Source organism: Asticcacaulis solisilvae (assembly GCF_052327315.1).
GTDB classification, from domain to species: Bacteria; Pseudomonadota; Alphaproteobacteria; order Caulobacterales; family Caulobacteraceae; genus Asticcacaulis; species Asticcacaulis solisilvae_B.
In genome coordinates this window covers 3,948,838-3,960,942 of the sequence record NZ_CP166196.1, presented here as the reverse complement: position 1 = coordinate 3,960,942, position 12,105 = coordinate 3,948,838, and the positions used below count along the sequence as shown (strand labels likewise).

The 12,105-nt window shown below is 63.6% G+C and carries 12 protein-coding genes; 7 read left to right on the top strand and 5 right to left on the bottom strand.

Annotated features, from left to right (window positions below; genetic code table 11):
• Positions 1-42 precede the first annotated feature (42 nt).
• The gene (locus AB8717_RS18565) at positions 43-327 is read left to right on the top strand and encodes a DUF3144 domain-containing protein (RefSeq protein WP_443748805.1); all 285 of its coding nucleotides are present in this window, start codon (positions 43-45) and stop codon (positions 325-327) included.
• Between the two features lie 2 nt (positions 328-329).
• Here AB8717_RS18565 and AB8717_RS18560 read toward each other — a convergent pair whose 3' ends face one another.
• Entirely contained in the window at positions 330-1,253 is a 924-nt protein-coding gene (locus AB8717_RS18560) for a tyrosine recombinase XerC (protein WP_443748804.1), read from the bottom strand.
• A 217-nt stretch (positions 1,254-1,470) separates the two neighbouring features.
• Positions 1,471-2,154, bottom strand: a complete 684-nt coding sequence (locus AB8717_RS18555) for a DUF484 family protein (protein ID WP_443748803.1) — start codon at positions 2,152-2,154, stop codon at positions 1,471-1,473.
• A gap of 113 nt (positions 2,155-2,267) precedes the next feature.
• Here AB8717_RS18555 and AB8717_RS18550 point away from each other — a divergent pair, with 113 nt between their 5' ends.
• Positions 2,268-4,478 (top strand): primosomal protein N', encoded by a 2,211-nt coding sequence (locus tag AB8717_RS18550; RefSeq protein WP_443748802.1) that lies wholly within the window; start codon positions 2,268-2,270, stop codon positions 4,476-4,478.
• A 442-nt stretch (positions 4,479-4,920) separates the two neighbouring features.
• Here AB8717_RS18550 and AB8717_RS18545 read toward each other — a convergent pair whose 3' ends face one another.
• Together AB8717_RS18545 and AB8717_RS18540 are read right to left on the bottom strand one after the other, a co-directional pair.
• Complete coding sequence (locus tag AB8717_RS18545) at positions 4,921-5,754, bottom strand: hypothetical protein (RefSeq protein ID WP_443748801.1); 834 nt, start codon at positions 5,752-5,754, stop codon at positions 4,921-4,923.
• 24 nt (positions 5,755-5,778) lie between these two features.
• Positions 5,779-6,510: a TerC family protein gene (locus tag AB8717_RS18540; protein ID WP_443748800.1), complete on the bottom strand. Its 732-nt coding sequence runs from the start codon at positions 6,508-6,510 to the stop codon at positions 5,779-5,781.
• 272 nt (positions 6,511-6,782) lie between these two features.
• Here AB8717_RS18540 and atpH point away from each other — a divergent pair, with 272 nt between their 5' ends.
• Genes atpH through AB8717_RS18515 form a run of 5 tightly spaced genes read left to right on the top strand, consistent with a single transcriptional unit; the run spans position 6,783 to position 11,499 of the window.
• Positions 6,783-7,337: an ATP synthase F1 subunit delta gene (atpH, locus tag AB8717_RS18535; protein ID WP_443748799.1), complete on the top strand. Its 555-nt coding sequence runs from the start codon at positions 6,783-6,785 to the stop codon at positions 7,335-7,337.
• 5 nt (positions 7,338-7,342) lie between these two features.
• Entirely contained in the window at positions 7,343-8,875 is a 1,533-nt protein-coding gene (gene atpA, locus AB8717_RS18530) for a F0F1 ATP synthase subunit alpha (RefSeq protein WP_443748798.1), read from the top strand.
• Between the two features lie 9 nt (positions 8,876-8,884).
• A complete protein-coding gene (locus AB8717_RS18525; protein WP_443748797.1) occupies positions 8,885-9,763 on the top strand; it encodes a F0F1 ATP synthase subunit gamma in 879 nt (292 codons plus the stop codon).
• Positions 9,764-9,772: 9 nt separating this feature from the next.
• Positions 9,773-11,221 (top strand): F0F1 ATP synthase subunit beta, encoded by a 1,449-nt coding sequence (gene atpD, locus AB8717_RS18520; protein ID WP_443748796.1) that lies wholly within the window; start codon positions 9,773-9,775, stop codon positions 11,219-11,221.
• A gap of 2 nt (positions 11,222-11,223) precedes the next feature.
• Complete coding sequence (locus AB8717_RS18515; protein ID WP_443748795.1) at positions 11,224-11,499, top strand: ATP synthase F1 subunit epsilon; 276 nt, start codon at positions 11,224-11,226, stop codon at positions 11,497-11,499.
• A 230-nt stretch (positions 11,500-11,729) separates the two neighbouring features.
• Here the strand turns inward: AB8717_RS18515 and AB8717_RS18510 are convergent, their stop codons facing one another.
• Complete coding sequence (locus tag AB8717_RS18510) at positions 11,730-12,077, bottom strand: DUF1428 domain-containing protein (RefSeq protein WP_443748794.1); 348 nt, start codon at positions 12,075-12,077, stop codon at positions 11,730-11,732.
• Positions 12,078-12,105 lie beyond the last annotated feature (28 nt).

Here is a 12,105-nt window from a genome sequence, read left to right as displayed (position 1 = left end):
GGCCCGTGGGAAGGTCTTCGCATTTTTGCAGGAAGAAGCGGAATGGCCGATCTTGATGACAGGTTCTATGACCGGGCGGATGCGCATATCAACCTGTCGAACGACCAGATCAACGAAGCCGAGGGTGCAGGCAAGGTCAGCGCCTCGATGATGTACGCCAATGCGCGTTTCAGTGCCTGGGTGGCCTGGACGTGGATGTCGTCGCCCGAGGAGATGGTGCAGCGCCGCAGCGAAGCGCTTGACTATTTTGCGGGCGAGTTTCGCAAGATGCTCGAAGAGAACTTCGACGACTATCTCAAGAATTTCGAGGAATACCGGGCGCGCTAAGCTCAGCCGCCCTTGGGATGCGCCGCGGCGTAGGCGGCCAGAAGGTGATCGGCATCGACCTGGGTATATTTCTGCGTCGTTGATAGCGACGCGTGGCCCAGCAATTCCTGGATCGAGCGCAGGTCGGCGCCGGAGCCCAGAAGATGTGTGGCGAAGGAATGGCGCAGGGCATGTGGCGTGGCGCGGTCGGACAGGCCGAGCCGCGAACGCAGGCGCTGGACGCTGGCCTGGACGTGACGGGGTGACAGCTCGCCGCCGCGTTTGGCGCGGAACAGCTTGTCATCGTCTTGCAACGGAAAGGGCTGCTGCGCCTTGTAGGTCTCGATGGCGTCGCGCACGGCGGCCAGGACCGGCAGGGTGCGCATCTTGTTGCCCTTGCCGGTGATGCGCAGGGACTCACGCAGCGGCGTGTCGCCCAATGTCAGCGACAGGGCTTCGGAGATCCGCAGGCCCAGTCCGTACAGCAGCATGTAGACGGCTTCGTCGCGCGCGTTTTCCCAGTCGTCGCGGTCGGCGTCCATGTGCGTTTCGTTGATTAGTCCGAAGGCCTGGTCGGGATTGAGCGGGCGCGGCAATGTGGCTTTCAGCCGCGGCCCGCGCATCATGGCGACCTGGGCATTGCCGAGGTCCATGTGCAGGTCCAGCCAGTTGTGGAACGACTTGACCGCCGACAGGTGCTGGGCCAGGGAGCGCGGCGACAGGGGCGGGTCCTTGCTGCGCAGGTGCGCCATCCAGCCGCGCAGGTCGTTCGTGCCGACCTTGACGACGTCGTCGAGCGTCGCCCGTCCGCCGACCGTTCCGTCGATGTGGGAAATATAGCCGCGCAGGGCATGTCCGTACGCTTCGAGCGTGCGCGGAGAGCAGCGCCTCTGGCCTTTCAGCCACGCGAACCAGGCGGTTTGCGCATCGGCCAATGTCGCGGTCATGGGTGGCCTCCCTTCTCCGACCTGAAAGTGTGCCGGAGACGGTGAGAGGGCTTACTCCTAACAGAACCTTTTCCGGCCGGAGAGGGAGACCCCATGGACCAGCACTGGCTGGGCTGTCCTTTATACGCCATGTCCGCCCATCTGTGGATAAGTTAACCGTGTCACTCAAGCAAAGAATTGCTAAGTGGGCGTTACCAAACCGTGATGAAGAGAGGTATTACGCGATGACCGGCCAGCGGTCGGCGACGCGTTCGACGACGCGGGCGACGAAGGCCACCAGTTCGGCGCCCATGTCCGGCGAGAAGCCGTCGAAGTCCGACGATCCGAAGGCGACCAGGCCCGGCCGGCCTTCGCGCCACAGGGCGATGCGCAGCACGGCGGCCGACTTGATGCGGCGGATATCGTCGTCGAACAGGACGCGGCAGGCGCCGTCGGGGCCCAGCAGCGACAGGCCGGTTTCGCCGACGATATAGTCGACCCCGCCGTCGTCGAGCGTCTTCCAGCCCAGCGGCACGGGGCCTGTGTCCTCGAGCGCGATCGTGCCGGCGACCAGGCCGAACCGGTTGCGCGATTCCTCATTGAGGCGGCGCGCCAGGTCGGCGTGGTTGCGTGCCTCCATCAGGCTCAGCACCAGGCCGTGGGTCTGGTTCTGCGCGTCGAAATTGGCCTTGGCGGTCATTTCAAGCTGGCGGCGGACGTCGAAATCCTTGAGCGCCCGGGCTTCCAGCCGGGCCAGCGCCGCCGGACCGAAGTCGATCAGGTGACGCGCCTTGGGCTGCAAGCCCAGGTCGTCGAGCAACGCCTTGTCGCGCGCGATGTCTGCGGCGTGGTCGACCAGCAGGCGACGGACGGTCTGCCAGTCATCCAGATCGAGCGTTGTGCTGCCGCTTTCGGAGCTCATAAGACGTACCTATTTAGGATCGGACGATACTGTAGTTCGGGACGATGCGGCCCTCAAGCGCTTTTGCGGCCAAGCTGTGACAAGGCGTCATGATTCATGCTACACGCGAGAGGATGAGTGCCCTGACGACCGAATTGCCCCTGCTGCGTGAAGCCGAAGCCGCCACGCGGACTGTTGCGAAGGTGGTCGTCATGGCGCCCATGCCTGAGCCGCTCGATTACCTGATTCCCGACACCCTTCATCTCGAACGCGGTAACCATGTCCTGGTGCCGCTGGGCCACGCCAGGGTGCGCGGCGTGGTGGTCGGGTTCGACACGCGGACCGACGAAAATCTCAAGCTCAAGGCCGTGCTGCACAGGCTCGACGACCCCTCGGTACCCGAAGCCGCGCTCGATTTCTGGCTGTGGGCGGCAGGGTGGACCCTGACGCCGCCGGGCGTCTTCCTCAATGGCTGTCTGCGCGCCTTGCGTGTCGCCAGGGGCCAGGTCCGTCAGGGCTATGTCGCGACCGGGCAGACGCCGCAGCGCATGACCAGGGCCCGCGAACGCGTCATCGAGACGGCGGTCCTGCCCATGGGGTTGAGCGACCTGGCCATGGCGGCCGCGGTATCTACGGGTGTCGTCACCGCGCTCGAAAAGGAAGGCGTCCTGGAAAAGGTCGACCTGCCGGCAGCCGACGACTATCGCGCGCCCGATCCCGATTTCGCCCCGGCCACGCTCAATCCCGGGCAGGCGGCGGCGCACATCCTGCTGCGCAACGAAGCCGCGAAAGACACGTTTGCTCCCGTGCTGCTCGACGGCGTCACGGGCTCGGGGAAGACCGAGGTCTATCTCGAAAGTGTCGCCGACATCTTGCGCGAACGGCCGGAGTCCCAGGTGCTGATCCTGTTGCCGGAGATTGCCCTGACCCAGGCCGTGCTGGGGCGGTTGAAGGCGCGCTTCGGCGTCGAGGTGGCGCAATGGCACGCCAACATCTCGAACGGCTCGCGCCGCCGTATCTGGGAAGGCGTGGCGGCGGGCAGGATCCGGTTGGTGGTCGGCGCGCGCTCGGCCCTGTTCCTGCCGTTCCCGAAACTCGGCCTGATCGTCATCGACGAAGAACACGACAGTTCCTACAAGCAGGAAGAGGGTGTGCGCTATCACGCCCGCGACCTGGCCGTCTTCCGCGCCCGCCAGGACGGCGCCGTGATCATCATGGCGTCGGCCACGCCGTCGCTCGAAACGCTGACCAATGCCGAAAAGGGCCGCTATGCTTGGGTGCGGCTGGGTGAACGCCACGGCACAGCGCAACTGCCTGACATTGCCCTGATCGACATGAAGGCGCATCCGCCCGACAAGGGGCTGTGGCTGAGCGACCCGCTGGTGGGTGAGATTCTCGATACCTTGCAACGCCGCGAACAGGTCATGCTGTTCTTGAACCGCCGGGGCTATGCGCCGCTCGTCCTGTGCAAGGCGTGCGGCGAAAAGCTGTCGGCGCCCAATACCGATTCCTGGCTGGTCGAACACCGTGCGTCCGGGCGGCTGGTGTGTCACCTGACCGGCTTTTCTATGAAGAAGCCGGCGGCGTGCCCGCACTGCGGCGCCAAGGACGGGCTGACGTCCATCGGGCCGGGCGTGGAGCGCATCCTGGAGGAGGTCGAGCAGAGATTCCCGGGTGTGCGCGCCGAAGTCTTCAGTTCGGATACCGCGCCCGATGCCCTGACCTCGGCGTCGCTGATCCGCCGCATCGAGGACGGCGAGGTCGATATCGTCATCGCCACCCAGGCCGCCGCCAAGGGCCATAACTTCCCGAACCTGACCCTTGTGGGCATTGTCGACGCCGACCTGGGGCTGAAGGGCGGCGACCTGCGGGCGGCGGAGCGGACCTTCCAGCTCCTGGCCCAGGCGACGGGCCGTGCCGGGCGCAAGGTCAAGCCGGGGCGCGCCGTCATCCAGACCTATACGCCGGAACATCCGGTCATGCAGGCCTTGCAGCATCAGGACCGCGAAGCCTTCTACGCCTATGAAAGCATGTCGCGCGAGATCGCCAAGTTTCCGCCGTTCGGCCGGTTGGGGGCGGTGATCCTGCAGGGCCGCGACCAGAACCAGCTGAACCGGTTTGCGCATGAGCTGACCCTGGTGATTCCCAACAGTCCCGGCATCGATGTCTATGGTCCGGCCGATGCACCGTTGGCCCTGGTGCGCGGCCAATGGCGCAAGCGCTTCCTGGTGCGCGCCGACCGCAACCGTGATCTCCAGGGCTTCCTGGCTCACTGGCTTACCAGCGTCAAACGCCCCAGCGCCATCCGTCAGATCGTCGATATCGACCCGTATAATTTCTTGTAGGCGGGTCGCTGTCAGAAGGCCTGATCTCACCTTTCCGCTCCCATGCAAAGCAGGGCAATCGCATATGGCATTCCAAGGTAGCGGGTCGCCTATTCCTTCTCCCCTTGAATAGGGGAGAAGGTGGCCCGAAGGGCCGGATGAGGGGTAAATCCGGCATCTTCCGCGCGCGCTCGTGCTGGCACTACCGCTCATATTGGCGTTACGCGCCTTTCTTTCGCTGGCGCTCCGCTCCTCAAATGGAGAGAGGAAAGGCCCGAAGGTCAAGGTCAGCGGGAAATCATATAGCGATGCGCGCGCTGAAGGTGCAGTAACCCCCCATCCGACCCTGCGGGCCACCCAACGCTGGCGAAAGCTATACTTTCGCTGGCGCTATACCCCTCAAGTGGGGAGAAGGGAAGTCCGTTCAATATCTGAGATTCCCTGGGGTTCGCAGAGAAGGGCTTTACGCCGCAATATCCAGATGCATGCCGGCCATCGGCGCCTCGGCCTTGAGGTCGCGGTCGGTGTCCTCGATCTCCTTGCGCAGGGACTTCAACTGTTCCTCGACGTCCTTGAAGGCCTCGTCGGTCGCCTTGTCCGGCTTTTGCATGGCCTTCTGCATGCGTGCGGGTGTCAGCAGCTTCTGTTCGATCAGGTTGACCAGGGCGCGGATTTCCTTGGTGAAGTTGAGGCCGTCTTCACCGACCATGGTCTTGGCGGCGGTTTCGACCGCGCCATAGGGAGCCGTCGGGTCGGGCTGTGCCGCCGAATCGGTCTTCGGATCCTGACCGCCATCAGGCGTATCGGAAGCGGCGGCCTTGCCGGCCTCAGGTGCGTCGGCCTTGGCGGCGTCATCCCCATCCGGCTTCTCGGCCGTGTCGCCGGCAGCCGTGGGGGCGGGTTCTGCCGGCATGGCGGTGACACCGGCGTCGCCGGCATTGTCCATCTCGCTTTTCAGCGCGGCCTTGTATGCCTTGATGGCGGCCTTCAGGTCCTTGAAGACCTGCGCCAGGGCTTTCGCCATCTCCTTCGGATTGTTGGCGTAGAGCGACTTCAGGATATTGAGGCGCTTGCGGATTTCCTGGATCTGCTCGCGCACGCGCGTCTTCGTCTGCTCGGCGGCGTCGTTCTTCGGCGAGCTCAACACCTTGCTGGCCGCGGCGGTGATCGCGGCCTTCTTCTTGTCGGCGGCTTCCTGCGCCTGGAAGCGCTCGACCGACATGCCACGCGGCAGCGCGGCAGGCAGGGTCGACGTTATGTCCATGGTCTTCGCCTTCTGCGAACGGACCATCATCATAACGAAGTTCGCTTAATCCGAGGTTTAGCTCTTGCTTCTTTTCCGCCGCAGCATCTGCAAGCCTTCGACGAAGGCGCCGAACGCCATGGCGCCATAGACATAGCCCTTGTCGACATGGTGGCCCGTGCCGTCCATGATCAGCACGGCCCCGATCATCAGCAGGAAGCCCAAGGCCAGCATGACGATCGACGGATGGCGGCCGATAAAGGCCGAGATCGGACCCGACGCCACGAACATCAGGAAGACGGCGATCAGCACGGCGCCGATCATGATCGGCAGGTGGTCGGTCATGCCGACGGCGGTCAGTATGCTGTCGATCGAGAAGACGATGTCGAGCATCAGGATCTGGGCGATGGCAGCGGCGAAGCCCAGCGACTTGGACGGCTTTTTGTCGTGGTCGTCGCCGTCCTTGTGGCTGGTGGCGTGGCTGATCTCGGTCGTGGCCTTGTAGACCAGGAACAGGCCGCCGGCGATCAGGATGATGTCGCGCCACGAATAGCCGTGACCCATGGCGGTGAAGACCGGGTCCTTGAGCGCCGTCAGGCTGGTCAGGGTGAACAGCAAAAGGATGCGCATGATCAGCGCGCCGCCCAGGCCGAAGGCGCGGGCCCGGCCGCGCATGGCTTCGGGCAGCTTGTTGGTCAGAATGGAGATGAAGATCAGATTGTCGATGCCGAGGACGACTTCCATGACCACCAAGGTCAAAAGCGCCGCCCAGGCCGCCGGATCAAGTAGAAGCGATGTTATAACGTCCATATGTCTATGACCCTGCCCTTGGAGCGATATGTCGACCCATGGTTTTAAATAAAAGAATTGCCTTGAATCTCAAGGCATGAGGCAAAAAGATATTTTGGACACCGGCCCGGCTTTTTTGGCTTTTTTGCCGGGGTGATTGGTTGCGGCCCGCAAAACCCTATGCTAAGGAGCCCGCGCTTCGTGGCCGTTGGCAGCGCCCTGTGCGCTCGCGGCCCCGTGCCCATAATCAAAAACAGCCGTTTTTCGCCACCTCTTTTCGTCTGGGACCCTACGTGAACGATCAATTCCGAGAAACCGAAGCCGGTGACCGTTACGCGAAGGCCGCCTTCGAACTGGCCCAGGACCAGGGTGTCCTGGAGGCCGTTCACAAGGACCTCGCCACCGTCAAGGCGCTGCTTCTGCAAAGCGCCGAGCTGCGTAATTTTGTCGCATCGTTCGTCTATACGTCCGATCTCAAGCTGAAGGGCCTGCTGGCCGTCACCGCCAGCCTGAAGCTGAACCCGCTGACGAACAAGGTGTTCGGCCTCCTGGCGCAGAACCGCCGCCTGGGCGACCTGTTCCCGTTCCTCAACGCCTTTTCCAAGCGCTATGATGCGCTGAAAGGCATTGTGAACGCCGAAGTCACGTCGGCCGTGCCGCTGTCCGACGAACAGCTCGGCAACCTGAAAGCCGCCCTGGGCAAGGCCCTGGGGCAATCGGCCGAAGTCAGCACCGTTGTTGACCCGGCCATCCTGGGCGGACTGAAGGTCCGCGTGGGCTCGCGTCTGTTCGACGCATCGTTGAAGACCAAACTCGATTCCCTCAAATTCGCCCTTAAGAGAGCGTAACACTCATGGATATTCGTGCAGCCGAAATCTCGGCTATTCTCAAAGCGCAAATCGCTGGCTTCGGTGAAGAAGCGGACGTCTCCGACGTCGGTCAGGTCCTGTCGGTCGGCGACGGTATCGCCCGCGTCTACGGCCTCGACAAGGTCCAGGCCGGTGAAATGGTGCTGTTCCCGAAAGCGGGCGTCAAGGGCATGGCCCTGAACCTCGAAAAGGACAATGTCGGCGTCGTTATCTTCGGCGAAGACCGTGAAATCCGCGAAGGCGACGAAGTGCGCCGCCTCGGCGAAATCGTGGACGTGCCGGTCGGCAAGGGTCTGCTGGGCCGCGTCGTCAACCCGCTGGGCGAGCCGATCGACGGCAAGGGCCCGATCGAGTCGGTCGAACGCCGCCGCGTCGACGTCAAGGCGCCGGGCATCATCCCGCGCAAGTCGGTGCACGAGCCCGTGCAGACCGGCATCAAGGCCATCGACACCCTGATCCCCGTCGGCCGCGGCCAGCGCGAACTGATCATCGGTGACCGCCAGACCGGCAAGACCGCCGTCGCCATCGACGCCATCCTGAACCAGAAGGCGGTCAACGCCGGTACGGACGAGAAGGCCAAGCTGTACTGCATCTACGTCGCCATCGGCCAGAAGCGCTCGACCGTCGCCCAGATCGTCAAGTCGCTGGAAGAAAACGGCGCGCTCGACTACACGATCGTCGTGTCGGCCACCGCTTCGGAACCGGCTCCGCTGCAATACCTGGCCCCGTTCGCGGGCTGCGCCATGGGCGAATGGTTCCGTGACAACGGCATGCACGCCCTGATCATCTATGACGACCTGTCGAAGCAGGCCGTCGCCTATCGTCAGATGTCGCTGCTGCTGCGCCGTCCGCCCGGCCGCGAAGCCTATCCGGGCGACGTCTTCTACCTGCACTCACGCCTGCTGGAACGCGCCGCCAAGCTCAACGAAGACAACGGCGCCGGCTCGATGACGGCCCTGCCGGTCATCGAAACGCAGGCCAACGACGTGTCGGCCTACATCCCGACCAACGTGATCTCGATCACCGACGGCCAGATCTTCCTCGAAACCGACCTGTTCTACCAGGGCATCCGTCCGGCCGTGAACGTCGGCCTGTCGGTGTCGCGCGTCGGTTCGTCGGCCCAGATCAAGGCGATGAAGCAGGTTGCCGGCGCCATCAAGGGCGACCTGGCCCAGTATCGCGAAATGGCCGCCTTCGCCAAGTTCGGTTCGGACCTCGACGCCGCCACCCAGCGCCTGCTGGCCCGTGGCGCGCGCCTGACGGAACTGCTGAAGCAGCCGCAATACTCGCCGCTGAAGGTCGAAGAGCAGGTCTGCGTGATCTACGCCGGTACCCGCGGTTACCTCGACAAGGTGGCTGTCGGCGATGTCGGCCGTTACGAGCGTGAACTGCTGTCGCTGCTCCGCACGCGCCACGTCGACCTCCTGACCGCCATCCGCGAGCAGAAGGCCCTGTCGGCCGAGCTGGAAAACCAGCTGAAGACGATCGTCGCCGACTTCACGTCGAACTTCGCCTAAGGGTCCGCAATGCCCAGCTTGAAGGACATGCGCAATCAGATCGGAAGCGTGAAAGCCACGCAGAAGATCACGAAAGCGATGCAAATGGTGGCGGCGGCCAAGCTCAAGCGCGCACAGGACGCGGCGGAAAACGCCCGTCCTTACGCCAAGCGCATGGCTGCAGTCATCGCCAACCTGGCCAAGGGCATTTCGGGCGATTCCGCGCCGAAGATGCTCACGGGCACGGGTTCGCAGCATAACCAGCTGGTGGTTGTCGCCACGGCGGACCGCGGTCTGGCCGGCGGCTTCAACACCAACATCGTGCGTGCCGCCCGCGACTTCATCAACGGCCAGATCGCCCAGGGCCGCAACGTCCGCATCATTGCGATCGGCCGCAAGGGCCGTGACCAGCTGAAGCGGATGTTCGGCGACCGTGTCGTCGAGTCCTACGACCTCAGCGCCACCAAGGTGCTGACGCTCGACGTCGTGACGCCGATCTCGGCGCTGATCACCGAAGAGTTCGAACACGGCCGCGCCGATGTGGTGACCCTGTTCTACTCGCACTTCAAGTCGGTCATCAGCCAGGTTCCGGAAGCCAAGCGCCTGATCCCGGCAGAGGTCGATACGTCGGCTGCCGCCGCTCCGTCGGGCAAGGCCGTCTACGAATACGAGCCGGGCGAAGAGGAAATCCTCGAAGTCCTGCTGCCGCGCAACCTGTCGGTCCAGATCCTGTCCGCCCTGTTCGAAAACAACGCCGGCTTCTACGCCGCGCAGATGAGCGCCATGGACAACGCCACGCGCAACGCGGGCGAGATGATCAATGCGCTGACCCTGAAATATAACCGCTCACGCCAGGCCCAAATCACCAAGGAGCTGATCGAAATCATCTCCGGTGCCGAAGCCCTCTAGGAACTGAACATGACCGCCCATCAGACGATCACGGCCGCCAAGGGCCGCATTTCGCAAGTCATCGGCGCCGTTGTCGACATCGAGTTCGACGGTGCGCTGCCGGCCATCCTCAACGCGCTGGAAACGACCAACACGGCGTCGGGTACGCGCCTGGTTCTCGAAGTGGCCCAGCACCTCGGTGAAAACACCGTGCGCGCCATCGCCATGGACGCCACCGAAGGCCTGGTTCGCGGCCAGCCCGTGTCCGACACCGGTGCTGCCATCACCGTGCCGGTCGGCCCAGCGACGCTCGGCCGCATCATGAACGTCATCGGCGAGCCGATCGATGAAGCCGGTCCGATCGAAACCACCTTCTTCAACCCGATCCACGCTGACGCCCCGGCCTTTGCCGACCAGGCGACTTCGGCCGAAATCCTCGTCACCGGCATCAAGGTCGTCGACCTGATCTGCCCGTACGCCAAGGGCGGCAAGATCGGCCTGTTCGGCGGCGCCGGCGTCGGCAAGACCGTGACCATCCAGGAACTGATCAACAACATCGCCAAGGCCTACGGCGGCTACTCGGTGTTCGCCGGCGTCGGCGAGCGCACCCGCGAAGGCAACGACCTGTATCACGAAATGATCGAGTCGAAGGTGAACGAGCACGGCGGTGGCGGCACCTCGCGCTGTACGCTGGTCTACGGCCAGATGAACGAGCCCCCCGGCGCCCGCGCCCGCGTCGCCCTGACCGGCCTGGCCCAGGCGGAATATTTCCGCGACCAGGAAGGCAAGGACGTGCTGTTCTTCGTCGACAACATCTTCCGCTTCACCCAGGCGGGTTCGGAAGTGTCGGCTCTGCTCGGCCGTATTCCTTCGGCCGTGGGTTATCAGCCGACGCTTGCGACCGAAATGGGCCGTCTGCAGGAACGCATCACCTCGACCAACAAGGGTTCGATCACCTCGGTTCAGGCCGTGTACGTCCCGGCCGACGACCTGACCGACCCGGCGCCCGCCACCTCGTTCGCCCACCTCGACGCCACGACCGTCCTGTCGCGTTCGATCGCCGAACAGGGCATCTATCCGGCTGTCGATCCGCTCGACTCGACCTCGCGTATCCTCGATCCGCGCGTCGTCGGCCAGGAGCACTATGAGACCGCCACGCGCGTCCAGGAAATCCTGCAGCAGTACAAGGCGCTGAAGGACATCATCGCCATCCTCGGCATGGACGAACTGTCGGAAGAAGACAAGGCGACCGTCGCCCGCGCCCGCAAAATCCAGCGCTTCATGTCGCAGCCCTTCCACGTGGCCGAAGTCTTCACCGGCACGCCGGGCGTGCTGATGTCGATCGAAGACACGATCAAGGGCTTCAAGGGCATCTGCAACGGTGATTACGACCACCTGCCTGAAGCCGCCTTCTACATGGTCGGTACGATCGAAGACGCCATTGCCAAGGCCGAGCGTCTGGCTTCGGAAGGCAAGTAATCATGGCCGACAAGCTGCATGTGTCGCTGGTGACCCCTGAGGCCGAACTGTTCGCCGGCGACGTCGATCAGGTCGTGGCTCCGGGCGTCGAAGGCCAGTTCGGCGTTCTGGCGCACCATGCCCCGTTCATGACGATCCTCGCCGAGGGCGACGTGGTGGTGATGGATGGCGGCAAGACGCGCGTCTTCCAGGTGCGTGGCGGCTTTGCCGACGTCAGCGAAGAAGGCATGACGATCCTGGCCGAGCACGCCACCGAATATGGCGAGAGCGTCCACTAATATTAACGGTCATAAGAATGGCCGTTGATATTAGCTTTTTTTCAGCTCAGGCGCCGCATGGCTCCTCGCATAAGCTCGGGCGCGCAGTCGCGCTTGCCAACGGCAGTCGCCGTTGGAATAAAACGAATGGGGTGTGGGGTCCGTGACCCCACGTCTTCCTTCATAAAAAACCCCGCTCCATCAGAGCGGGGTTTTTTATTGACCCGAAGCCAGGGTTTCCGGCCTCTACCTCAGCTTTCCGTCAGCAGATCGAACCCGCCATAGATCAAGCGCTTGCCGTCGAACGGCATGTTCATATTGGCCATGCGCGGATCTTCGCGCATCTTGGCGCTGCCAGTGTCGCGCGTCGCCTTGTCGGGCCATTCAACCCACGAGAAGACGACGGATTCGCTGGCTTCGAGTTTGACAGCCATGGAAAAGGAGGTGGTCGTGCCTTCGGGCACGTCGTCCCCCCAGAATTCGCGGACGCTGACGGCGCCGAATTCCTTGGCTATGGCGCTGTAGGTCTTCGACGCCTCGATATAGGCGTCCTTCTTGTCGTTGGGGACGGGGATAACAAAACCATCGATATAGGGCATGAGGGCCTCCGTTGCTGGCCCGGCGATT